The following is a 23,823-nucleotide window of genomic DNA, read 5'->3' on the forward strand; positions in this document are numbered from 1 at the left end:
GGCGCATCTATACTATCTGGGCATTGAGCCGTTTTTGCTCGGCGGTCATAAATGCTTCTTGCATCCGCGCATCATGCATACCAATAACAGCTACCTCTGGATGCTGGCGCGCGAAATGATGTAGATCGATCAGCGTTTGTCGCGCCGTCGCATCATCGCTGGTCACCATGGACCAGAGTACGGGATGCATGGTCGTTGGAACTGTATAGTTATCCGAGAGCCACGCGGCATCCCCAACAAGGAAGACGCGTGGACCATGGGCGCGATTAATAAACATGCCCATCTGACCCGGCGTATGGCCCGGCAACGGTACCAGTATGATCGATCCATCTCCAAATACATCGTGGCTGCAGCGAAAGCCTTCATAGGCTGGCCCCGCAAAGTCTAACAGTTGCATAGGATTATTCGACAATAAACGCCTTACCAATCCCTGATTCTTTTCCAGCAAGCCCTGGGTGGCAAAATCATATTCTACCTGATTCACCTGCAGAAGTACACCGGGCAGATCGGGGATACCCGACACATGGTCCCAGTGGAGATGGGACAACAGCACAAAATCCAGGTCTTTTGGCTCCATGTGCAGGTGTTCCAGATGCTGGCACAGCGGCCGCTCCATGTTGAAACGTCCAAGCGTGTTCGAAAAAAGGAATGACTGGTCCATTAAAAATAATGGAGTATCAGCGCATAAGCCGCTATCATAGAGAAATGTTCCCCGGGGGTGCTTGATGAGCACGGCGCTATAGGCAATGGTGCGCGCCGTCAGAGAGAACGAGCCACGTACCGCGATGCATTCTGGAACCGCTACGCTGCCACAACGCAGAAAGGTGATATCGATATCGGGCCAGTCTTCTTTGGCCAGGCTCGCTGACTCCGATGCACGCTCAAAGAGCTGGTCCGTCACAAAGGGGTGCGGCAAAAAGCTATTGATGGCGCTTGCTACCCCGATAGAACCAAGCGTAAAGCCCCCCAAAGTTAGCCAGTTACGTAGCTTCATAAGCTTTCCTCGTACATGTTACTAGTTCTCAGTCGCCACTTGTTCCCCTTCCACCTGCGCCAGAGGCAGGGTAAACCAGAATGCCGATCCTTCGTCCAGCGCACTGGTGACGCCAACCTGACCACCCTGTCGCTCGATAAGTATCTGACTGATATACAGGCCCAGGCCCATACCAACACCTGATCCACTGCCCCCCTTGATGGTTGGCGACTGATAAAAACATTCCCAGACGCGCGCCTGCTCTTCAGGAGCGATACCCGGCCCTTTATCTTGCACGATCACTCGTACCTGGGAACCACCAGTTCCAGCTAGCGGTTCAAGCTGGACATTCACCTCAATCGGCTGCTGCGCCTCAGAATATTTTAGCGCATTCAGCAAATAATTGCTGAGTACCTGCCGGAGGCGATCGGGATCGGCTATGACCAGGATAGGCTCATCGCCAGGGAACTGTACATTAATAGCACGTTCTGGTAGAGCTTTGTGTTGCTCACGCACGGCAGCTTCAATGATCGGTCGCAGGTCGCATGGCTCCTGGCGCACATGTATCTGCAGGCGATTGCCCTGGATACGCGAAACATCCAGCATATCACCAACCAGGCAATTGAGTACGCCGATCTGGCGCTCGACGCGCTCCAGCATCTCTATTGAGGCCCGAACCTTGCCGTCTGCTCCTTCTAGCAGCAGTTCTGGACGCTGAATGACGCTTCTCAGGCGTCGCATGGCGAGCTGGGTATTAGCCTTGATGGTTGTAAGTGGCGTGCGCAGTTCATGACTGGCCAGGCTCAGGAAATCTTCCATCTTCATTGCGGCCTCGCGCAGGGTTGCCACTTGTGCTAAAGCATCAGCACGTTCAGCTAGCGCATAGTCTAACACATTACGCGTTAAGTTCGCCAATTCATGACCGAGGGTCCTGATTTCAGATTGCTCGTCGAGGGCAGAAAGTCGCAGTTTCAACCGCTCCAGTTCGGGCAGCAACTGCTCCTGGATCACCTCCGCTGGCTCGGACTGAGCTAACGGGGACGCGGATGCAAACGATGATGGCTCTGGCTCTGGAAGTTCTGCCGCCTGGTCCGACTCGTCTTTAACGATGATAGGAAGCGCGTGCGTATTGCGCGTGGCAGGGTCAGTCGCGGACTGACTCTCTTCACCGAGTGCTTCAACAAAGCCCACTATGGCATAGTTCCGGCTCGCGCGCTGACCCGAGGTGGAAAAGGTAACCCTTACGCGCGCTGGAGATCCATCGCGTCGCAGACAACGCGTTACAAGACTGGCGGTGGTCAGTTCTCCAGTCGCGAGGCGATGCAATAAATCCATGCAGGCCGCCCGATCCTCGGCATTCACGATCTGTGGGAAGGACTGCTTCCATAATTCTCCCCGGCTATAGTCGAGCAGTTGGCAAAACGTTTCATTTGCCTGCAGCCAGCGGCCACCGGTGCTGAGCGCGATAATGCCCAACGCGGATTGTTCAAACAACACCTGATAGGGCATTTCGTAGTCCTGCTTCCAGGGCACGACATGCTTCTTCTCATTCTGTTTACCCATAGGGTTCCACACATTTCCAAAGGCGATAGTATTTTTATTTTCCATCTTTATTTACACCAACCGCTCCCGTCATCGTCGTGGTTTCGGATCTTGCGACCGATTTTTCCGCCCTCCACGATCACGTTCAACTGGCCAAGCGAGTTACAATCATCAATCCACCCACAATGAACATAACCTGTAGTATTTTCATTGGAGTTGGTTAGAGCTAGCGAACGGCATGCCACACTGGCGTAGCGCCAAAAATCACATGTAATCGCTCGATGTCGATCAAAGCTCTAGTATTTTACACGATTGATCGTACCAAATAGATGAGGGGTCAGAGAGAGTCTTGCATATAGAAGCACCAGGGGCGCGGATGCGCCCCTGGTGCTTCTATATGCAAAGAGTATGAGGGGAGTGCCAGCATTCTCTGGATCCAGGGCATTGGCGCCCCTGCCGAGGGAATCCTGCATCCCTGTTAGGAATTGAGGGGCTGGTGTTGCTGGGCCTCAACCACAATCTTGCCGTCGACCAGTGTGAGCATGGCTGCCTGGCCGCTGCTGATGTCGTTGGCCAGCAAGGCGTCCGCCAGAGGATCATCAACGTAGGTCTGGATGGCGCGGCGCAATGGACGCGCTCCATACTCTTCGTCAAATCCTTCCTTCAAGAGGAAGTCACGCACCTCATCGCTGATAACCAGTTCGATGTTCTGCTCGGCCAGACGACCACGCACCTGGTTGAGGAGCATATCTACGATCTGATACAGCTCGGTTTTACCCAGTGAGTGGAAGACCACCACCTGGTCGATGCGGTTGATGAACTCTGGTCGGAAGACCTTCTTGAGTCCCTCCATGGCCTTTGAGCGCATGACTTCGTGCTCTTCGGCGCGCGCATCGTCACCTTTCTTGTTCACAAAGCCCATGTTCACAGCCCGGCGCAGATCCGCGCTACCCGCGTTACTGGTCATGATGACCACAGTGTTTTTGAAGTCCACGGTCCGGCCCTGACCATCGGTCAGGCGACCATCGTCCATAATCTGCAGCAGCGAGTTAAAGACTTCGGGATGAGCCTTTTCGACCTCGTCCAGCAGGATGACGCTGTATGGACGGCGGCGCACCTGCTCGGTGAGCTGACCGCCATCGTCATGTCCGACATATCCGGGAGGGCTACCAAACAGTCTTGAGACGGTATGCGGCTCCATATATTCGGACATATCCAGGCGAATCAGGTTATCTTCACCACCAAACAGTTCCGCGGCCAGGGATTTGGCCAGCTCGGTTTTACCGACACCAGTGGGACCCAGGAAAAGGAAGGAACCGATCGGACGGCGCGGATCTTTGAGCCCCGCTCGTGAGCGACGGATGGCGCGGGCTACCGCGCTGATCGCCTCGTCCTGTCCGATGACGCGCTTGCGCAGGTCGCCTTCCAGGGAGCGTAGATTCTGGCGCTCACTCTCCAGCATCTGGCTGACGGGCACGCTCGTCCAGGTCTCAACGACGCGGGCGATGTGCTCGGGCGTCACGATCAGGGAGACATGGTTGTTCTTGTCGGAGCGCGCGCGCTCCAGGTTGCCCAGCACCAGCAATTCCTGCTGACGCATCATGGCCGCCCGCTCATAGTCTTCGGCGTTGGCGGCGGCCTCCTTCTGCGCCTGAATCCCGGCCAGCTCTTTCTCAAGATCTGAGATAGTGGTGGGACTGATGATCCCCTTCTCGGTAGCCTCTAAACGCAGGGCTGAACCCGCCTCGTCCATCACGTCGATGGCTTTATCCGGCAGGAAGCGATCGTTGATGTAGCGATCCGACAGCTTGACGGCGGCATCAATGGCCTCGTCGGTAATCGAGACGCCGTGGTGCGCTTCATAATTTGGACGCACGATACGCAACATGTCTATCGCCTCTTCAATCGAAGGCTCATCAACCAGGATGGGTTGGAAGCGGCGCTCCAGGGCGGCATCCTTCTCGACGTGCTTGCGATATTCATCCAGGGTGGTGGCTCCGATACAACGCAGCTCGCCACGGGCCAGCGCGGGTTTGATCATATCCGCCGCGCCGACCGCGCCTTCAGCCGCGCCCGCGCCGACCACCGTATGCAGCTCATCAATAAAGACGATGACTTCAGGCGCCTGGCGCAGCTCTTCCAGAATCGATTTGATGCGCTGCTCAAACTGGCCTCGAAACATGGCGCCCGCCACCATACCACCAATGTTCAAAGTGACGATACGTTTGCCGCGCAGGGTCGCGGGCACATCGTTGGCGTAGATCTTACGCGCCAGGCCCTCGACGATCGCCGTCTTACCCACACCAGGCTCACCAATCAAGACAGGGTTATTCTTCTGGCGCCGTCCCAGCACCGTAATCAGGCGACGCAGTTCACGCGCCCGCCCGGCAGCCGGGTCCAGTTTCCCCTCCGCCGCCTCGTCAGTCAGATCACGACCATACTGGTCCAGCGTCGGAGTCTTGCTATGCTTTTTGTTCTGACGCTCAGCAGTCGCGGTATTCAGATTTCCAGTATTAGAGGAAAATTTATTATTGCTGGTATTATTTGCTGAAAAACCAAAGGGAGCACCAGTCGGACCCTGTCCGTCCGCGTCACCAGGCTGACCGATGGCATTCATCATTTCATCAACACAGGACTGGCAGAGAAAGTGGGATTCACGACGGCCATCAATCATCTGTTCCACGCGTACGCGAGCAGGGTTCTTCTGACAACGTTCGCATTTCATGTCTTGTATGCTCCTCACGCTATTTGCAATCTAGCACGCTTTTTTTCAATCGGTTGTACGCACTTTTGTTATCGATTCGGGAACGAAATATCATTCTTGATGTCTTTACACTTGCGTGCTTTACGCGTATTTCACATAAAATGTTCTAGCAAAATTATTTGTAGACTGCTAACATCGATTATAACACATGAGCTTTTTGGCTGTCTAGCACTCATGCTTTATGATTGCTAGCGCACCTATTACAACATAGAGGACTGGCCTCTTATTCCACTACTTTCCCCGCCACACGAGAGGATTCCGTCCCTTCGCATTCCTATAATTATTACGATTGAGTTCGCCACCCTGTTTTAAATATAGCCAACTCTCCCATTTTAAGTGTGGGTGTGCTATAATGGAAGCGTGAAACTATATCTGCCTGTTACAACCAGTATACAGAGGTTCATAACCGCCCACGCATGTGCCTTGCATTCTACACGCCATGCGACGACTGCACGTTACCTGCTCACCGCCGGGTAGCGGCGCTTAAATACGCCCCTGAACTTCCTCCACCGGCACGGCCGCGCGCTCGTGCTCTATGTGTAAAGATAACTTCTATCTTTATACGAACTGGAGGACCTATTCATAGATGTTTGATATCAAGAGACTACCCGCGTATGCCGCCCCTCTGTGTTTACAACCATATATGGCGCTAACCTGGCCATCCTGGATACACGACCAATTCCGGGCGGATCGTGAGATATAGGGAGAGAAAATAGCATGGATTTTATGGGAAAACTTGCCAGCCTGGCTAAGCGTTACGAAGAACTGAACTCGCTGCTGGCGCAACAGGATGTGCTCAATGACCTTGATCTGCTCCAGAGATACGGTCGCGAACACGCGGAGTTGGAGGATGTCGTTCATAAATATAATGAACTGAAAACGACCGACCAGCAGCTCGCCGAGGCACAGGAGCTCTACGAGAGCGACGATCCCGAGATGCGCGACATGGCCTACGAGGAGATGGAGCGTCTGAAAGCCTACAAAGAGCAGCTGCTTGAAGAGGTCAAGGTCGCCCTGCTGCCAAAGGATATTATGGATGAGAAGAATGCTATCGTGACCATCCAGGGCGGCGCCGGTGGCGACGAGGCGGCCCTCTTCGCCGGTGAGCTCTATCGTATGTATACCCGCTACGCCGACAATCACCGCTGGAAGATCGAGGTCCTCGACGTCAACGATACCGAACAGGGCGGCATTAAAGACATTACCTTTGTCGTCAAAGGCAAGGGCGCCTATAGCCGCATGAAGTACGAGGGGGGCACCCACCGCGTGCAGCGCGTACCGGTCACCGAAGCCAATGGCCGCATCCACACCTCAACCGCCAAGGTCATCGTCCTGCCAGAGGCCGACGATGACATCAATATCGACATTAAAGATAGCGATATCCGCGTCGACGTCTATCGCTCGACCGGCCACGGCGGACAGAGCGTGAACACCACCGACTCGGCGGTGCGTATCACCCACCTGCCAACCGGCCTGGTCGTCACCTGTCAGGACGAGAAATCGCAGTTGAAGAACAAGACCAAGGCCCTGGGCGTCCTGAAGGCGCGCCTATGGGACCTCGAAGAGGCCAAAAGGCAGGAGGAGCTGAGCAAGAACCGCCGCTCCCAGGTGCAGACCGGCGATCGCAGCGAGAAGATCCGCACCTACAATTTCCCACAGGACCGCGTCACCGACCACCGCATCGGCCTCACGCGCCACAACCTGCCCGGAGTCATGAACGGCGACCTCGACGAGTTCCTCAACAACCTCATCGCCGTCGACCAGGCCGACAAGCTCCAAAGCACGTTCGCGTAATTTCGAACCTCGCCCCCCGACAACGCCGCCCATAGGTTCGGACCTCGCGTCCGATTTCACCCTGGCCCCCAACAACGCCGCGCATGTGTTCGGCGTTATCGGGGACCAGGGTGAAAACCGCCCCAAAGATTATTTGAGCGCTCCTTCGGTCAATCCTTGCAGGAATTGTTTCTGGAAGAAGAAGAATATGATGATCAGGGGCAGCGCGGCCAGCACAGCGCCTGAGAGCAGGATGCCATACTGGTAATCATACGGACCGACCAGTGATGAGATGCCCAGGTTCATGACGAACATGCTGGGATCAGTCGTGACCACCAGCGGCCACAGGTAGTCGTTCCATAGTCCCGTGAAAGAAAGAATCGCCACCACGGCCAGCCCCGGTCGTACCAGCGGCACGATCACACGCCACCAGATGCTGAACTCAGTGGCGCCATCGACGCGGGCCGCGTCCAGCAACTCATCTGGCACACTCAAGGTGTACTGGCGCATCAGGAAGATGGTGAAGGCGCTCACCGCGCGAGGGATGATCAACGCCTGGTAGGTATTAAACCAGTGCAGGACGCGAATAACCTCGAACTGCGGTACCAGCGTCACCTGTCCGGGAATCAACATGGTGGCCAGCAGAATGCCGAAGAGTACATTCTTAAACGGGAAGTTGTATTTAGCGAAGGCAAAGCCCGCCAGCGATCCCAGCACCAGCGAGGTCAGGGTACCCAGGACCGCTACGACCGCCGTATTAAAGGCCCAGCGCGCGAAGGGAAAATTGGTCAGCAGATCTTGCATGTTCGCCATCGTGAAGTGCACCGGGATCAAAGTCAGCGGCGTCCCAAAGATCTCTGAGTTCGGTTTGAACGCGCTGCTGATCATATAGATGAAGGGGATCACTGTCAAAACCAGCAGGATTAACAGGATGGCGTTGATGACGGTCGATCCGATATAAAAGCGCGTCTTATACGCGTTATATCTACGGTTCCGTACCGTACTGCTCCCGGTTGTTTCTGGAGCGGTCAGATTGACATTGGCCATGGTGCATTGTCCTCTCTTCTTGTTTTACCAGTACATGTCTTCTCAGCTATCACCGCGTCGCAGGAGCGCGCTGGTTACAGACAGATAGCTAATCCTCAACTGGCTTAATCACCCACTCCCTTAAATCCGAAGAGCTTGATGTTTAAGAGCGATAATACTAACAGGACAGCGGTCATTGAATAGGCGATCGCGCTGGCGTACCCTACGTTAAACGCCTGGAAGCCCTGGTTGTACACGTACACCGAGATGAAGAGCGAGGCATCGGATGGACCACCACCGGTCAGCAGGAACGGTTCAGCGAAGACGTTGTAGGAGCCGATCAGGGCCTGGATAGTGACCAGCAACATGATTGGACGCAGCAGTGGCACGGTCACATAGAAGAAGTTTTGCAGTCGTCCAGCCCCATCGATGGAGGCGGCTTCGTTGAGCTCGCGGTTAATGCTGTTCAGCCCGGCCAGCCAGAACAGGGTATTGATACCGATATAGTTCCACACGGCCAGAATCATAAATCCGATCAGGACCACATTGGTATCGGTCAGCCAGCCGATCGGTTGGATGCCGAACCAGCCCAGCATGGCGTTGAGCAGGCCATAATTGGTATCCAGTACACGCGAGAAGATCACCGAGATGATTACCGCCGAGGTCACCGTGGGCAGGAAGAAACCCGTCTTGTACAGACCCTTCCAGCGCACAAATGTGGAGTTGATCGCCAGCGCGACCAGCAGGGCCAGCGGAGACAGAATAAAGATACTGAAGAAGGCGAAGCGCGTCGTCACCCAGACCGCGTTGATGTAACGCGGATCTTGAAACATGTGGATATAGTTACCCAGCCCGAAGAAGGCCTTCTGCTCAAAGCCAAATCCCTTGAAGAAACTTAACCAGAAAGAATAGACGATAGGATAGAGGCCAAAGACCAGGAAGATCAGGTAGAAGGGGGCAATAAACAGAAATGGCGCCAGCTTGCGCTGATGGCGGCGCCACCAGTTGCCTGAACTGGTGGTCTGCGGCCGGGCCGTTACCTGTGTCTGTGTGACAGCCATGGTAAAACACCTCCCTGTAAACTAGGTAACCTTAGGCGGATTCAAAGCTAATGATACTCTGAGACTGTCTCTGTGCCTCTGCCAGGGCGGCCTCGGCCGAAACATCAGATTTTTGAATGGCCGGCGTAAGACCATAGTTGACACACGCACTGGTCGTCTCGGGCCAGAACGGCGAGTTATACCATTTATTGATCTCCGGCGAAACCTCTTTGATGAGATTGCCGACCCGCTGATTATCAAAGAAGGCCAGTGGCTCATTGAGGGCAGAATTGTTTAACGCGGGCTTGTAAGTCGGCCAGACCTGGCGGATATTGAAATCATTGAGCAGAGCCTCAACACTGGTATGCTCAAAAAGCACAAAGTCCATCGCTTCCTCGACACTGCTCGACGTCTTCAAAACCGTCACGCCGGTTCCACCCCAGGTCGCTGTGCGCGATCCTCCATCCTCCCAGGCCGGCACCGGCATGAGATGCCACTTCCCCTTGGTATCCGGCAGGCTCTGCTGCGTAAAACCGCTGAAGTTCCAGGACGGTCCCAGCACGGTCGAGATGCTACCCTGATCCAGGGCGGTATTGTATGCCTGCCCGATGGGACGTACGGTCCCCCAACCCTCCTTGATCGCATTCTTCTGGTACTGGAGCGCCTTGATGTTCTCGGGGCTATTCAGCGAGGGCACCCCCTGCGCGTTGAAGAAACCACCTTTGTTTTGCAGGGCCATAACCCACCAGTAGCCCCAGTCATTAAAGGGGAAATCGAGCAGATAATTTTTGGTATCGGTATGATATTTGCGCGCCGCTTCCGCGAACGCGTCCCAGGTGGGGATGGTGGTTGTGACACCGGCCTTTTTCCAGATATCCCAGCGATAACAGAGCAAACAGGTGTTTAATTCATTGCCGATGCCGTAGATCTTGCCCTTCCAGCTCCAGGGGTCGGTGGCCGAGGGAAGATAGAACTGGTCCAGAACCCCCATCTGCTGCAGCTTGGGCGTCATTTCGGCAAAAATAATATCTCCTTTGATATAGCGAGAAAACTGGCTGATCTCGATATCGGCGATATCCGGGCCACCCGATCCAGCCTGCGAGGTGACCAGCACCTGGTCGTGCATCTGCGTGTAGGGGAAGACCAGCCAGTTGATCTCAAAATCGGGCTTTTTCTGCTGCTTGTACATCTCCCAGGCTTTCTTCTGCCACGCGATACGCGTGTCCGAAAAGGCCCAGAAGTTGAGGGTTTTCTTGGCGCCAGTGTTAAACGCGGGCGCGCAACCGCCGAGAAATAAGGAACTGCCAACAGCTAATCCAGCGGCAGTTTTGAGGAAGGAACGTCGACTTGGTGACGTAATGGTAGGCATCTCTCCTCCTTAAGAGTATCATGATGAGTGCGGGTCCGCTAAAGAATTCGACATTGAACCAGCCAGACCAATACCTGGACTCTTCGTGTACATCTTGCCTATGAAGAAAAGATAACTGCAATATATATGAATTGTCAAGGTTATACACGTACAATTTATTAAAATTTATTTGTATATGCCGCGGGCAGCCTATCAACTCATAAATTAGCTATAATTAGATATATCTGGATATATTTTTATATATAATTTATGAAAATATCTGAAAGGTCAGGTGCCTCTTATCACGGTGTGTGGGCGCCCCCATACGGGCAAACATAAGGGGTACAGGGTCCTCCCTGCCGGGGTGCGGGCGAGCATGCTGGGAGCATGCTCAAGTCCCCGCCTTATTCTCTTCTTTCTCCTCTTTCGCCGCCTGCGGCGGCGCGAAAAAAGAGAGAAAGAGGTTTGCGGGGACACCCCGCACCCCGGCAGGAGGGCTAGCCGCCCTCCTGCACCTCCCGCCAGTGCGGGGGCCTCCATGCACGCTGGTTTGACATACAGCCAGCATGCATGCTAGACTTTCTTATACTACCAATACATGCAGATATATATGATGCAAATAATCATCTATGTATCTGGCTTGATCTTCAGATAAGGTAACGCGACATGAAGTTAGAACAGCCACAATCGATGCGTACCGTGTTTTTCGATGCCGGCTTTACCTTACTCCAACCCCATCCTTCAGTGGCGGAAATCTGTCACCAGGTCTGTCAACAGCTTTCCCTGCATATTCATCTGGAGCAGCTTCAAGATCAAATTGAGGTTGCTGAGGATTTCTATTTTCGGCACGTTCGTTCACATCCCCATATATGGGCGGATAACCAGGATATCGATGATTTCTGGATTGAATACTATGCCCATCTGCTGCGGCCATTTATAGAGGAGCACGATGAGCAGCGTCTCTATCAACTGGCGAGGACCATTAATACCGAGTTTGAAAAGCATACCAGCTGGCGGCTTTATCCCGATGTTCATGAGACGCTAGGGGCGCTGCATGCGCGTGGCTATAGTCTGGGTGTGATTTCAGATTGGGGCATTTCACTGGGACCTATTTTGCGCCAGTTAGAGTTGACCCGTTATTTCGATTGCGTCTTGATCTCGGCGGCCACGCGACATGCCAAGCCGTCCCCGGCTCTGTACGACCTGGCTTTGCAGCGGGCCAACGCAATCCCTGATTATACAATCCATATCGGCGATTCCTACATAAATGATGTGTTGGGAGCACGCACGGTCGGTATTACACCGGTCTTGCTGGACCGGGCACATCGCGTTACAGAACAAACGCTCGATTGTCTATTAGTTCATTCACTCACAGAGTTACTTGATATCTTGGAGGTTGAACGACTTGAAGGTGAGTACAAATAAACAGCAATTATTCATTATAGCTGGCGCATTGATCGGTACAGTGGCAGGCGCGACGTCGCTGCTCGTCCATTACGTACGGCAGGAGATTGAGAGACGTGGCTATCCGAGCTGGCACGAGTGCCGCTGCGAATTTAAGACCCAGGAGACGATCTTTCAGGTCTGGCATAGCCACCATGAGCAGCGAGGTGAGACGATTATCGCGCAGGAATGGGGCACCTACCTGGTGAAACCGCCGCTCTGGCTGCGCTCTTTCCTCCACTATGCCACACAAACACTGGCGGTGCTCAATCCCTTTGGACGCTACATCGAGCGGGTTACGTTGAGCCCACAGCAGTCCTACCAGTTCGCGGCCATCCTGCATGCCAGCACCACCAACGAAGATCTCCCCGAGCCCACTTACCAGGATGACCTCTATGTGATCTGGCGGCGCGAGGTGCTGCACTTCCCGCGCTACCTCTTTGATGCGTACCTGCGCCGTCTCTATCCGGTTAATGTTCCAGAGGACCGCCTGACGCAAGAGGAGGGTCTGCCGGCGCTGTGGGACCCCGCCAGCAATCTGCCCCTTCCCAATGAGGGTTCCTTGCTGGAGACCCCCGTTGGGACGCGCATCGACTGCATCGGCTGGGCCCCGGCTCAGATCTCTTATTGCACCGCGCGTTCGCTACACAGCTAGTTAGCGCTGAATATTTCGTACGACCTCGATGCCGTTTAGGGCCATATGGTACAGGAAGATGAGGTTGAGTACATCGCCGTCGTGGGGCAAGATGCCCAGCTGTTGGGCCGCGGCGACGGGCGTATCATACGTCTGAACGGCATTGGCGGGTACAATGACGCGTAGCGGCAGGTTGTGAGCATTGGCGTGCAACTTCAGGTGCATGGCCATCTGGTAGATACAGAGATCTGTGCAATCTCCCACGATAATGGCAGCTTGCAGGTCACGCTGCTCCTCCAGCCAGCTATCGAGCCCGGTACCATGGAAGCCACTGAGCGAGTTCTTCTGGACGGTGGTATAGAGATCGGCGAACGGTAGCCGCGCCAGTTCGGGGATGTTGTCGGCCTCAGACGTTTCACGAATGCAGTGGGGTGGGAACTGCGCGAATTCGGTGGCGTCGGGCGTATGAGCATCCTGGGCCAGGATAAACTGGCGCACACCCGCCTCGTAGGCCCCCTCAAACACATCGACGACCGCCGGGATAATACCCTTGACGCGTGGACTCGACAGGGCTCCCTCGTGGCAGAAGCCGTTGATCATATCGACACTAAACACCACCACCTGCCCATCCCGAGCTGGCCCCGCCAGATTCTGCCAGCTTAAACTTGCTAACTGCTGCTCCCAATCATGCAAAGCACGCAAAAAGAGATCGGCCTGCGCCAGAAACTGCGCCGACAAAGGTGAAGTTGTCATACGATCCATGCTCCCATCTGCCAGTCTGACTGGTCATCTGTCATCCGTTATCCGTTGATTAAACAGCTATAACTTGTGTTCCGCCGCCGGATTAAAGCGGTATAGGCGCGCCGGTCGGTGTGTCCCCTCCATCTTTTTGGCGCCCGTATCCTCCAGAATGTTGGTTGAGAGGATCTTTTTGCGGAAGTTGCGCTTGTCCAGGCGTCGATGCAGGATAATCTCGTAGACGCGCTGCAGCTCGCGCAGCGTAAATTGTTCGGGCAATAGGTTGAAGGCAATGGTGGTGTACTCAAGCTTGTTGCGCAAGCGATTGAGGGCGTAGTCCACGATCTCCTGGTGGTCGAACGCTAGCTGCGGCAGTTCATAAACCGAGAACCAGCCCACGTCGGCCGCGTCGCTGGCCGCGCGCACCTGCAGGCGCTCCGAGTCGAGCAAGGCAAAATAGACCACGGTAATCACACGCGTGCGCGGATCGCGTCCGGGATCGCCAAAGGTATAGAGTTGCTCCAGATAGACATCCTGTACACCGGTCTCCTCCTGCAGCTCACGCTTGGCGGCCGACTCCAGAGACTCGTTCATGTTAATGAAGCCACCAGGAATAGCCCACATGCCCTCGTATGGCCAGGCGCGCCGCTTGATCAGCAAGATCTGTAGATCGCGCTGCCGCAAGCTCATCATCAGCACATCAACCGTCACCGATGGCCGCTCATACTTGTTCACATCATACTGATGCGCCTCACCGTTGCCTACCTGCTCGGAAACCTGAACCCCGGCATGCTGCTCAGGCTTCTCCTCACGCCGACTTTCGCGGCCATTGATACCGCTACCCATCGCTTCGCTTTGCTCTTCCATACTCGTTGCCTTCTTTATCTCGCCATACAACTACTGAAGTATTTCTTGCCCACTACATTTTACCTATTCCGCTACTCGACAACTATAGGTGTGAGAGGGTATGATATTCTTAACAACGGCACCCGTACCTATCCTTCCCTACTTAGTGTACACGATACACTATTTATACCCTATATCCCCCCTCCTGTCAAGTAATCTCCCCTCTGCAAAAGACATGCCGCATGCATCAATAAAATAAAGAGAATGGGGACGCCTGCGTTCCCCACGCCGGGGGCACAAAATATCAATTGGCTTTAACGGCCTGACTATGCTATACTGCAGACTATAAACAAAACAGGCGTTCGAATATTTGGGAGAGGCAGAAAAAATGGCAGAGGTAGAGCTTCAGCAGATTGGCGCGTACCCCGTTACCGGTCTACTGCACGAGAGTTCTACGAGCACTTTTTATCTTGGTAAACAACGCAAGAAAAATGTAATTATTCAAAGGCTCAACATCCCCTTCTCAGATGCGGAAGATAAGAAAGCCTTTCTAGCTCGCACGAAACAATTAAAAAAACTGAAGGACCGCGCCATTGTGGCGGTCATTGACGCCAATTTTGATGGCGATAGCGCCTACCTGGTATTGGAGCAGCCAGTGGGGAAACCACTGAGCCAGTTGATAGAGTGCGGAAGCTGTCTGAAGCCCGACGTGGTACGGCAGTATGTGTCGCCAGTCGCCAGCGCCCTGCACTATGCCCACGTCAGCCACGTAGTCCACGGCAATCTCCATCCCGGCGCAATCTTTATGAGCGACCGTCACGAGATGCTCCTGACCAGCTTTGCCCTGACCCCTCCTGGCTTTACACCTTCTCTAGACAACGAGGAGGCAGCCTTGCCCTATATGGCCCCTGAACAGCTACAGGGGCAGACCAGCGCATCCAGCGATCAGTACGCACTGGCGGTGATGACCTACACCTGGCTCTGTGGACGCCGTCCCTACCCGGCCAGCGAACGCACACAACTGCTCGCTCAGCAACTGCACGAGCCATTCCCCAAACCCTCCAGCCTGAATAAACAGATCTCAGCCGCGCTTGAGCAGGTGTTACTGCAGGCGCTCTCGATCGATCCTTCGCAGCGTTTTCCCCATATCCAGGCGTTTGCCGACGCCTATCTGGGAGCGTTGATGGGGATGCCGGTCAAAACACCGGTGGTGCGGCCAGCCATAGCACGCCCAATGATCCCAACGACACCGGCCTTGCAGGACATAGAGGAAGACACAACACCACGGAAGCCTGTTACACCACCGCAGCCATCACGACCTCGGAAGATCGCCGAGGAGCCACTGCCATTCCGCACGCAGCAGAGCTCGGAGGCGCCCGCCGCGCCATCCATCCCCGAGACACCCGACGACCTGGCAAATCGCGTTGAACGCGTGAGCGATGAGCGACAACAGGAGCTCGCCACATGGCTGGCCGAACGTCAGGCATCAGGCGTAGAGGCAAGCAATGGATCGCGGCCCGCCGCATTTTCTCCAGACGATCTGAAGGCATTAGATACGTTAGATGAGGAGGCCGAGGAGGAGAACGCGGCACCGCTGCACGATTCACGCCTGGTGATGAGGGTTTCGGAAGATCTGCGGCAGGGTGGCGTGCTCTCGCAGAGCCTGCCCGGCTACGAGGAGCGACCGGCCCAGATCGAGATGGCAACCATGGTTTCGCGCGCCATCAATAAAAGGACGCCCGCCATCATCGAGGCGGCAACCGGAACCGGTAAGTCGCTGGCCTACCTGGTTCCGGTGGTACGCTCGGGACAGGTGGCCATCATCAGTACGGCCAATAAAGCCCTGCAGGAGCAGCTTTTCTACAAAGATATCCCGTTTGTACAGCGGCATATCAAGCACTTTGAGGCCGCCCTGGTCAAGGGTGTGAACAACTACATCTGCCTGGATCGGGTGGAGAGCGAGCGCGTAGGTATGCAGTTCTATACCAAGAACCGCGACTTCCAGCGCCTGTACGACATGATCAATGATCCCGAGACCGGCTATCGCATGACAGGTGATTTTGAGACGCTGGGCTTCCAGTTGCCCGGTGATATACGTTCCCGCGTCGCCACCGATAGCGACCAGTGCGCCTGGTCCAAATGCAGCTTCTTCGATGAATGCTACGTGCGGCAGATGCGCGAACGCGCCGAGCGCGCCCAGGTGATTGTGGTCAACCATACCCTGCTGCTGCTGGACGCGGCCATCGGCGGCTTCCTGCTGCCCGAGCGCGACGTGATCATCCTGGACGAGGCTCACCATCTAGAAGAGGAGGCCACGCGCTCCTTCACCATCACCATCAATCCGGGCCAGATTCAGACGTTGCTGGCGCAGCGCATGCTCAAGGACCATAGCCAGCTCAGTCTGCAGGACGATGCCATGCGCGCCGCGCAGCTGATGTGGATGCGCCTGGAGCAGGTCGCCAATCCTAGCTTCAAGGGCCGTGTCAACCTGGAGGCGCCCCTGGAAGAGGGGCTACGCCTGGCCACGACCATCTCCGACCTGGCCGACTCGCTGCGCAAGCAGCGTCCCAAAGAGCTCCCCGAAAAAGAGGGGCAGCTCTACGATAAGCTGCTGAAGCGCACGCAGAACCTGGCCGAGAATATCCGCACCGTCTTCTCGGTGGCGGACCAGAGCAAGTTTGTCTATTATGTCGAGCGCATGGAGGGGTCGGCGTCACGCGGCTTCGTGCTGCAGGCATCGGCGGCCCCGCTGGATGTGACGGCCTGGCTGCAGGAGCGGCTCTTCGATAAATGCAACGTTATCAGCACCTCGGCCACCCTGGCTACCATCGGACCCAACCCGGCTAAGCCCGAAGAGAAGGGACCCAACTTCTCATATTTCCGCCGCCGCGTCGGCCTCGATCCCCTGACGCGTCCCGATGTGGTGGAAAGCGTGCTGCCTCTGACCTTTGATTATGAGAACAACGCCCTGCTCTATCTGCCACGCCACCTGCCACCACCGACCTTTGGCGCGGGGGCTGATGACTATATGGTAGACGTCGCCCGCGAGATGTACCGGCTGGTCAAGGTCTCACGAGGGCGAGCTTTCCTGCTCTTCTCCAGTCGACGCATGCTGGATCGCGCCTACGAACTGATGGCCCCGCACCTGCCCTATCCGCTCCTGCGCCAGGGAGACATGACGCGGCTCGAACTGACCCGGCGCTTCCGCGAAGAGGAGGGCTCGGTCCTCTTCGGCCTCAAGAGCTTCTGGGAAGGGGTCGACATCGCCGGTGACGCCCTCTCGCTGGTCGTCATCGATAAGCTCCCCTTTGATCCGCCCGACGATCCGGTGCACGAGGCGCGCGTCGCCCAGATGAAGGCCGCCGGCGAAAACTGGTTCGGCACCTATGTGCTGCCCCAGGCCGTGCTGCGCCTCAAACAGGGCATCGGCCGCCTGCTGCGCACACGCGAGGATCGCGGCGTCATGGCCATCCTCGACACTCGCCTGCACACCAAAGGCTACGGCAAGCAGGTGCTCAACGCCCTGCCGCCAGCGCGGCGCACCTCCAGCATCCGCGACGTCGACCGCTTCTTCAACGAAACACCGCCGTCGTCATCGTAGGTGCTGGGCTTGCCCCAGCTTTGTCGCGAAGCGACCCGTCCCCGGACAGCCACGTGCCACGAAACACGTTTTGCACCAAGATAAAATGGTACATTGGTAAGAGAAAGGTAGGCAAAGAATATGAACCCTAAGCACTATTCAATGCTCATCCAATGGGATCCACGTGATAATATCTATGTCGTTACCATTCCAGAGCTCGCGGGATGTCGCACCCATGGCGATACTTATGAGGAAGCTATAAAAAACGCGCTCGAAGTTATCGAATTATGGATTGAAGATGCCCAAAAAGCAGGAGAGCCTATTCCTCAGCCGACTTTTGCCGCTTAGCCTACCTGAGAACTTTTCCCACAGAAATATATCAGAACCCGCTCGTCTCAATGAGGGGTGTTGATTGTTTGATGAAAAAAATGTGAACTATTACACATTTTCTTCAATGAAGGCGGATGAGGGCGATTTCCATCGATATAGCCGCATTATTTATAGTAAGAGGTGGGGAAAACGGCTCCACTCACATAAAATTGTAAATCCTCTCTTCATAGATCTGGCGAAACAACAAGAGTCCTCGTAAGAATAAAGCAGTAAAAATTCGTCTTCTTATGCCACTACACCTTGTAAGGAAATCAAAATGTTGAATGCGATTATAAATTAATATGGCAACTTATATAGTGTAATGATAGTAAACGAGCAGGCCAAACCTGACCGACTATCGCCCTGGTATTCTTGAAAAGAGGTATCACCATGTGGAACAACAAGGCAAAAACAACACTCATCTTTATAGTCTGTTTTCTCGTCGTGGGAATAGCATACTTTGGAAGCGTCATCGGAAGCCAGGTTGCTAATGCGGCTCCAGCTTCCCCCTCACAGGCGCACTCAGCATCTGTAAGCAATAAGGCCACGACGAACGCTTCCATCAATAGGGTCACAACCCAGGCTTCCGCTTTCAGGGTCACAGGCATTGATATGTCTGTCACTCCCAGTACCACCTCCCTATGGACGTGTGGCTCTTACATCCAGGTTGTCTATCATGCCATCTTTCATGTCAACTCCGGTCCAAATGGAGGAACGATTGTCTTCTCCTATACCATTAATAATGGGCGTTCTCAAACGATGGAGAAGTTAACTATTCTGCCTGGCCAACATCTCTCAGACTTCACATTCACCTGGCAAGGAAGCCTTCCCGCCGACCATTTCTACCCGGAACCGGGCGGCATAATGGTCACCAGCCCAAACACCCTGGTGTCTAAGCTGGTCGCGCCAGCTGGATACTGCCGCTAATCACAACAGTTTGCGAGCATTTATGCCACAATGCGCAAGGTGGGAGAGTCAGATACTCTCCCACCTTGCGCGCCCGCCACAAGCCATAGAACCCGAGTTATAGAAATATGATATGATCTAAAAAGTAGGGTCCTTGTCCAGGAAAGCTGTATTAAAGGAGCAATGATGGCACTTCCAGAATACCTCTTTATGAGTGTCGATGACTACCTGGCACTCGACAATAATAGCCAGGATGCGCGCTATGAATATCTGGACGGCGAGGTTCGCATGCTTGCCGGTGGGAGCACGTATCATTCCGCCCTTATTTCACGGCTGGGCGCAGTGCTAGAAAGGGCCTTAGAACATAGCTCGTGCTGGACTTATAATTCCGACATCCGCGTGGAGCTATCAGAGTCCTATTATGTTTACCCTGATCTCAGTGTCAGTTGTGATGAAAGCGACCAGAAGCTCGGCAACTCGATCTTGCATCCATGCATGATTATTGAGGTTCTTTCCCCTAGTACTGAAGCTATTGATACCGGCGAAAAGCTGCGTGCATACCTCACCCACCCAACTATTCAGGAGTACATAATTGTCGATTCCCTGAGCACCTGGATTGAGGTCTATCACCGTGAAGAAGACGGCTGGAAGCTGCGCACCTATGGACCTGGCAATACAGTCAGGTTGGAGCATCTAGATATCCAGTTCAAGGTTGACACACTCTATCGAGGCATGGACCTTCAGGCCACGCGCAGGCAGACGAAACGCAAGAAATTGAAGTAATCACAACGTGCATGGTGGAAAAAGAACCCCTATATGTGCCGCATCGCGTATGACAAGAATGACAGAAGAAACATTTGGGGCGCACTCACTATTATGCCTATGAAAGAAGAAACGATCTTCAGAATCTTGAGAGGCGAATTTGAAGAACATAACATCACGCCAGACGATATCTTTACATATGAAGATAGGCATGAATACACCGGTTATATAGCATCGGCGACCATCCGTCCAGAGCACAAAATCCACTTGAGAGGGCTGGTACGAGATGTCTTCGATTACTGGTGTGAACAATATCCAAACGTCAAAATCAACAAGCTGTATGCCTACGCATCCAGCGATACCGGCTGGGAGCTGGTGAGCCACTTCTACTTTGCGCCCAGGTACGACATCGGAGATAATGCCTTCGAGCTAGACTTGAGCCGCCGCAATCCTAACCGGCTCGTTTCAGATTTTCAGTCATGCCTCAGGAAAAAAACCGGAAAACCCGTAACCAGATAACAAAAGACCAGAGCGAGAATATCAATACACACTCGTCTCTGGTCTTTTACTGTAATAAACAAACGTTTTTATATAGTTATCCTTCAATAGTGACTTTAATGCCTTGACACCCATTAGTTAGTTGTCTAAAATGTTATTTACTACTTTCTTATAAAGGATTAATTGCCCAAAAAGCATGGAAGGACACATCAATTATGGACCTTCAACAGGAAATTGATGCAAGACGAGCCGAAATCAGAAGCGACAATTATGCAATGTCAATTGGTGAACTGATTAGTTTATATGAAAATGAAGAGATTGATATTCATCCTGAATTTCAGCGTTTCTACCGTTGGGATGCGTGGCAAAAGTCTCGTCTTATAGAGTCCTTACTCCTTGGAATTCCAATCCCACCTATTTTTGTTTCTCAAAGGGAAGATGGTGTTTGGGATGTTGTAGATGGACTACAACGTCTTTCAACAATATTTGAGTTTGCAGGAGTTTTACAAGACGAACATAAAAAAGTAAAGCCCCCTCTAGTTTTAATGGAGACAAAATACCTTCCTTCTCTTAATGGGGTTGTTTGGGGTGATAGTAGTGAGGATCAACAGCACAAATTGCAGCTAAGGCAAACATCGTTAATCGATGAAGCTCCTAGTGCACCTAAAGCTCTTAATAAAACACAAAGACTACTTATAAAGCGCGCCAAAATACAAGTAAGTATTATTTTGAAAGAAAGTGATGAAAGAAGCAAGTACGACCTCTTTCAACGCTTAAATACAGGAGGTTCAAGCTTATCAAGTCAAGAATTACGCAATTGTATTTTGGTATCAACAAATCATCATATGTATGAGTGGATAAGAGACCTTTCTCAGGATGAGAACTTTACAAGTTGTGTAAGCCTAACTGATAGAGCTATTGATGAACAATATGATGTTGAACTTGTTCTCAGATTCCTTGTATTTCGTAGTTTAGAGGGGGAAATACTTAAGAACATTGGTGATTTAGATGATTTTCTAACACGGCAAATGGAAAAGATAGCTCTTTCTAAAGACTATGACATGGAGAAAGAAAGCACTTACTTTAAAGGAACATTTAGCTTGTTGGCTAATACGACAAAAGGAAATAGCTTTAGAAAATACGATGCAGCTAAAAACAAATTTACTGGCGGCTTTTTAGTTTCGGCATTTGAAATGGTAGCGCTAGGAATTGGTTACAATCTTGATTTCATAAACACGCATCCAGTTGATATAGAGGAAAAGATTAAACAAATATGGAGCACTCGAGAATTTACAAGAAATTCTGGTTCAGGAGTGCGAGCATCAACACGAATAGCAAAAACAATTCCCCTAAGTCGCAGATTATTTAGGCCCTAATAAAGTCATGACAAAAATTAGAACTATAGAAGATCTACAAACCGTTTTAGATAGTGAGCTGGCTTGGCGCAAAAAAGAGCTAGCCACCATCAAAGGCTTGGTAACAACCAAATCTTCTAGAGATGTTACCAATTTTTATCTGCGTAGTGGTATAGCCCTTACCTATGCGCATTGGGAAGGGTTTATTAAAGTTGCTGGAGATGCGTACCTTACATATATCTCATCTCAGCGACTTCCTTACTCTGCTTTAACGATGAATTTCTCTGCCCTCGCGACAAAAAAAATAATGAATGCAGCTAGTTCCTCTAATAAAGTAACAGCTTACACAAAGATAACAGAGTTTTTTACAATTGGCGTCAATAATAGATGTAGTTTTTCATCAGAAATAGAAACAAAATCAAATCTCTCTTCCGAAGTTCTTAAAGAGATCACTTACATTCTTAACATTGATTATCGTGATTATGAAACAAAAGCTAATCTCATTGATGAGAGACTTCTTAAAAATAGAAATGGAGTTGCTCATGGGAAATATTTATTGATAGATGTAGATGAATTCATAGAGCTTCACACAACAATTGTTGAACTTTTAGATTTATTTGCCAATCAAATCAGCAACGCTGCATATACAAAAGCATATAAAAGAACTGCTGATCCTTTGTAGTAGAGACATTGAGCGATAATATAAATCTTTCTACAAGAATAAACAGCTTGCTGAAAACTCAACCAATTAACATACTTCTTTAAGCTTAACAAATTAATGGGCCGGTCCTGATAAGAGGTTAGTTAAGGCAAATGGCTACCTATTTGTGTTTCATCGGCGAGATTTTAAGGCACCAGAACGACCAGGAGAGTGCACTACGCTATATGGAAGATGCTAAAGATTTAGCACATAATGCGTCCAAGGCAATACAAAGGCATATCCTACAAATGCTTGCTTATGGTAGGAAGAAGCGTTTGACCATGCTATCTCAGAAGCAACAGATCTGCTCTCATTTCCTGGTGAGGGAATAGATGCATCAAAAAAGGAGTTTATTCCTTTTGAAATTTATGAGACCCGAGGAAAGATTTATCGCGATTTAGGCAAACCTACAGAGTCTATCCCTTATCTCGAACTTGCAGAGCAAGCCCTGGTTAGTGCAAATTCTGTCGCACTTCGCTGGAAGGAATCAAACTTATAAATGAATGATTGTATATAAAAATCGTAGGAGTACCTATGGCAGTTCCTGACTATCAAAGTCTTATGCTTCCTCTCTTAAAAGTAGCTAATGATGGTAATGAGCACAATCTTAGAGACACCATAGAGATTTTAGCTCAAAAACTCATGCTTAGTGAACAAGATAGAAAAGAACTTCTCCCCAGTGGTAAACAGCGCAGATTTGATAACCGAGTCCACTGGGCACGTACTTACTTAGTGAAAGCTCTTTTACTGACCAACACAGGAAAATCAAAATTCCGCATAACCGAACGCGGTCAAGAAGCTATTAAATCAAACCCCACTCATATTAATGTCAAATACTTAAGGCAGTTTCCTGAGTTCATTACTTTCGTTGACAGCAAAAGTAATGGAGATGCAGAGACAACACAAGAAATCATCGAAGAGATCAGACAAACCCCACAAGAAATTTTAGAAGCCAGCTATCAGAACCTGAAGAAGAACCTCGCCATGGAACTGCTGGAACGCGTCAAAAATAGCCCACCAAAGTTCTTTGAAAATCTTGTTGTAGATCTGCTCATTGCAATGGGATATGGAGGCTCACGAAAGGACGCCGGTCAAGCCATAGGGCAAGTAGGAGATGGCGGCATAGATGGCATTATTAAGGAAGATAAATTAGGTCTAGATGCTATTTATCTTCAAGCAAAAAGATGGGAGGGGACGGTTGCTCGACCAATTGTACAAGGATTTGCAGGTGCTCTCATAGGCAGGAAAGCACGAAAAGGAGTGTTCATCACCACATCTGATTTTTCCAGGCAAGCAATTGACTATGCTAACGGAATCGATAACCTTAAAATTATTTTAATTGACGGCGAGCAATTAGCTCAATTAATGATTGAGCATAATGTCGGTGTAGCAGAAGAGTCAAGATACATTCTTAAGAAGATAGATTTAGATTATTTTAGTGAGGAATAGCAACCATTATATTGAACTTTCTATGAGCACTGCTTTTTAGTTCAATGCATGGATTTTATTGTTAGGCCATAATATGA

The 23,823-nt window shown here is 52.0% G+C and carries 19 protein-coding genes; 11 read left to right on the forward strand and 8 right to left on the reverse strand.

What is annotated here, in order from left to right; translation table 11 throughout:
* Positions 1–7 precede the first annotated feature (7 nt).
* From KTT_RS06240 to KTT_RS06250, 3 genes are all read right to left on the reverse strand, one after another.
* On the reverse strand, positions 8–994 hold the full coding sequence (locus tag KTT_RS06240; protein ID WP_126595149.1) for an MBL fold metallo-hydrolase: 987 nt from the start codon (positions 992–994) through the stop codon (positions 8–10).
* Between the two features lie 21 nt (positions 995–1,015).
* Positions 1,016–2,536, reverse strand: coding sequence for a sensor histidine kinase (locus KTT_RS06245; RefSeq protein ID WP_160145682.1), 1,521 nt, complete (start codon positions 2,534–2,536; stop codon positions 1,016–1,018).
* A 457-nt stretch (positions 2,537–2,993) separates the two neighbouring features.
* Positions 2,994–5,240, reverse strand: a complete 2,247-nt coding sequence (locus KTT_RS06250; RefSeq protein ID WP_126595151.1) for an ATP-dependent Clp protease ATP-binding subunit — start codon at positions 5,238–5,240, stop codon at positions 2,994–2,996.
* Positions 5,241–5,996: 756 nt separating this feature from the next.
* On the opposite strand from KTT_RS06250, the gene prfA reads away from it, so the two are divergent.
* Complete coding sequence (prfA, locus tag KTT_RS06255; protein ID WP_126595152.1) at positions 5,997–7,073, forward strand: peptide chain release factor 1; 1,077 nt, start codon at positions 5,997–5,999, stop codon at positions 7,071–7,073.
* A 129-nt stretch (positions 7,074–7,202) separates the two neighbouring features.
* Here the strand turns inward: prfA and KTT_RS06260 are convergent, their stop codons facing one another.
* The 3 genes from KTT_RS06260 to KTT_RS06270 all read right to left on the reverse strand — a co-directional run bounded on the left by KTT_RS06260 (position 7,203) and on the right by KTT_RS06270 (position 10,487).
* On the reverse strand, positions 7,203–8,099 hold the full coding sequence (locus KTT_RS06260; protein WP_126595153.1) for a carbohydrate ABC transporter permease: 897 nt from the start codon (positions 8,097–8,099) through the stop codon (positions 7,203–7,205).
* A gap of 104 nt (positions 8,100–8,203) precedes the next feature.
* Entirely contained in the window at positions 8,204–9,139 is a 936-nt protein-coding gene (locus KTT_RS06265; protein ID WP_126595154.1) for a carbohydrate ABC transporter permease, read from the reverse strand.
* Between the two features lie 31 nt (positions 9,140–9,170).
* Positions 9,171–10,487, reverse strand: a complete 1,317-nt coding sequence (locus KTT_RS06270) for an ABC transporter substrate-binding protein (RefSeq protein ID WP_126595155.1) — start codon at positions 10,485–10,487, stop codon at positions 9,171–9,173.
* A gap of 645 nt (positions 10,488–11,132) precedes the next feature.
* On the opposite strand from KTT_RS06270, the gene KTT_RS06275 reads away from it, so the two are divergent.
* Together KTT_RS06275 and KTT_RS06280 are read left to right on the forward strand one after the other, a co-directional pair.
* The gene (locus tag KTT_RS06275; protein WP_126595156.1) at positions 11,133–11,891 is read left to right on the forward strand and encodes an HAD family hydrolase; all 759 of its coding nucleotides are present in this window, start codon (positions 11,133–11,135) and stop codon (positions 11,889–11,891) included.
* Positions 11,878–12,564, forward strand: coding sequence for a hypothetical protein (locus KTT_RS06280; RefSeq protein WP_126595157.1), 687 nt, complete (start codon positions 11,878–11,880; stop codon positions 12,562–12,564). Before KTT_RS06275 ends, KTT_RS06280 begins: the two co-directional genes overlap by 14 nt.
* On the opposite strand, the gene KTT_RS06285 is transcribed toward KTT_RS06280, so the two are convergent.
* A complete protein-coding gene (locus tag KTT_RS06285; protein WP_160145683.1) occupies positions 12,565–13,296 on the reverse strand; it encodes a cysteine hydrolase family protein in 732 nt (243 codons plus the stop codon).
* Positions 13,297–13,362: 66 nt separating this feature from the next.
* Entirely contained in the window at positions 13,363–14,148 is a 786-nt protein-coding gene (locus tag KTT_RS06290) for an NUDIX hydrolase (protein WP_235845620.1), read from the reverse strand.
* 367 nt (positions 14,149–14,515) lie between these two features.
* Here KTT_RS06290 and KTT_RS06295 point away from each other — a divergent pair, with 367 nt between their 5' ends.
* The 8 genes from KTT_RS06295 to KTT_RS06330 all read left to right on the forward strand — a co-directional run bounded on the left by KTT_RS06295 (position 14,516) and on the right by KTT_RS06330 (position 23,746).
* The gene (locus KTT_RS06295; RefSeq protein WP_126595159.1) at positions 14,516–17,728 is read left to right on the forward strand and encodes a helicase C-terminal domain-containing protein; all 3,213 of its coding nucleotides are present in this window, start codon (positions 14,516–14,518) and stop codon (positions 17,726–17,728) included.
* Positions 17,729–17,848: 120 nt separating this feature from the next.
* Positions 17,849–18,055 carry a type II toxin-antitoxin system HicB family antitoxin gene (locus tag KTT_RS06300; protein ID WP_126595160.1) on the forward strand — a complete coding sequence of 69 codons (207 nt, stop codon included), beginning with the start codon at positions 17,849–17,851 and terminating at the stop codon, positions 18,053–18,055.
* 633 nt (positions 18,056–18,688) lie between these two features.
* Positions 18,689–19,003, forward strand: coding sequence for a hypothetical protein (locus KTT_RS37020; RefSeq protein WP_235845622.1), 315 nt, complete (start codon positions 18,689–18,691; stop codon positions 19,001–19,003).
* Positions 19,004–19,165: 162 nt separating this feature from the next.
* On the forward strand, positions 19,166–19,765 hold the full coding sequence (locus KTT_RS06310) for a Uma2 family endonuclease (RefSeq protein ID WP_126595162.1): 600 nt from the start codon (positions 19,166–19,168) through the stop codon (positions 19,763–19,765).
* Between the two features lie 93 nt (positions 19,766–19,858).
* Positions 19,859–20,263: a hypothetical protein gene (locus KTT_RS06315; RefSeq protein ID WP_126595163.1), complete on the forward strand. Its 405-nt coding sequence runs from the start codon at positions 19,859–19,861 to the stop codon at positions 20,261–20,263.
* Positions 20,264–20,457: 194 nt separating this feature from the next.
* Positions 20,458–21,618: a DUF262 domain-containing protein gene (locus KTT_RS06320; RefSeq protein WP_126595164.1), complete on the forward strand. Its 1,161-nt coding sequence runs from the start codon at positions 20,458–20,460 to the stop codon at positions 21,616–21,618.
* 7 nt (positions 21,619–21,625) lie between these two features.
* Entirely contained in the window at positions 21,626–22,279 is a 654-nt protein-coding gene (locus tag KTT_RS06325) for an MAE_28990/MAE_18760 family HEPN-like nuclease (RefSeq protein ID WP_126595165.1), read from the forward strand.
* A gap of 552 nt (positions 22,280–22,831) precedes the next feature.
* Positions 22,832–23,746: a restriction endonuclease gene (locus KTT_RS06330; protein ID WP_126595166.1), complete on the forward strand. Its 915-nt coding sequence runs from the start codon at positions 22,832–22,834 to the stop codon at positions 23,744–23,746.
* Positions 23,747–23,823: the final 77 nt, after the last annotated feature.

The sequence above is a fragment of the Dictyobacter aurantiacus genome (genome assembly GCF_003967515.1).
Lineage (GTDB): Bacteria > Chloroflexota > Ktedonobacteria > Ktedonobacterales > Ktedonobacteraceae > Dictyobacter > Dictyobacter aurantiacus.

Bases quoted from the DNA above. Each gene is read 5' to 3' on its own strand.
- KTT_RS06240 (WP_126595149.1), bottom strand. From the start codon at position 994: ATGAAGCTACGTAACTGGCTAACTTTGGGGGGCTTTACGCTTGGTTCT.
- KTT_RS06245 (WP_160145682.1), bottom strand. From the start codon at position 2,536: ATGGGTAAACAGAATGAGAAGAAGCATGTCGTGCCCTGGAAGCAGGAC.
- KTT_RS06250 (WP_126595151.1), bottom strand. From the start codon at position 5,240: ATGAAATGCGAACGTTGTCAGAAGAACCCTGCTCGCGTACGCGTGGAA.
- prfA (WP_126595152.1), top strand. From the start codon at position 5,997: ATGGATTTTATGGGAAAACTTGCCAGCCTGGCTAAGCGTTACGAAGAA.
- KTT_RS06260 (WP_126595153.1), bottom strand. From the start codon at position 8,099: ATGGCCAATGTCAATCTGACCGCTCCAGAAACAACCGGGAGCAGTACG.
- KTT_RS06265 (WP_126595154.1), bottom strand. From the start codon at position 9,139: ATGGCTGTCACACAGACACAGGTAACGGCCCGGCCGCAGACCACCAGT.
- KTT_RS06270 (WP_126595155.1), bottom strand. From the start codon at position 10,487: ATGCCTACCATTACGTCACCAAGTCGACGTTCCTTCCTCAAAACTGCC.
- KTT_RS06275 (WP_126595156.1), top strand. From the start codon at position 11,133: ATGAAGTTAGAACAGCCACAATCGATGCGTACCGTGTTTTTCGATGCC.
- KTT_RS06285 (WP_160145683.1), bottom strand. From the start codon at position 13,296: ATGACAACTTCACCTTTGTCGGCGCAGTTTCTGGCGCAGGCCGATCTC.
- KTT_RS06290 (WP_235845620.1), bottom strand. From the start codon at position 14,148: ATGGAAGAGCAAAGCGAAGCGATGGGTAGCGGTATCAATGGCCGCGAA.
- KTT_RS06295 (WP_126595159.1), top strand. From the start codon at position 14,516: ATGGCAGAGGTAGAGCTTCAGCAGATTGGCGCGTACCCCGTTACCGGT.
- KTT_RS06300 (WP_126595160.1), top strand. From the start codon at position 17,849: ATGAACCCTAAGCACTATTCAATGCTCATCCAATGGGATCCACGTGAT.
- KTT_RS37020 (WP_235845622.1), top strand. From the start codon at position 18,689: ATGTCTGTCACTCCCAGTACCACCTCCCTATGGACGTGTGGCTCTTAC.
- KTT_RS06310 (WP_126595162.1), top strand. From the start codon at position 19,166: ATGATGGCACTTCCAGAATACCTCTTTATGAGTGTCGATGACTACCTG.
- KTT_RS06315 (WP_126595163.1), top strand. From the start codon at position 19,859: ATGCCTATGAAAGAAGAAACGATCTTCAGAATCTTGAGAGGCGAATTT.
- KTT_RS06320 (WP_126595164.1), top strand. From the start codon at position 20,458: ATGGACCTTCAACAGGAAATTGATGCAAGACGAGCCGAAATCAGAAGC.
- KTT_RS06325 (WP_126595165.1), top strand. From the start codon at position 21,626: ATGACAAAAATTAGAACTATAGAAGATCTACAAACCGTTTTAGATAGT.
- KTT_RS06330 (WP_126595166.1), top strand. From the start codon at position 22,832: ATGGCAGTTCCTGACTATCAAAGTCTTATGCTTCCTCTCTTAAAAGTA.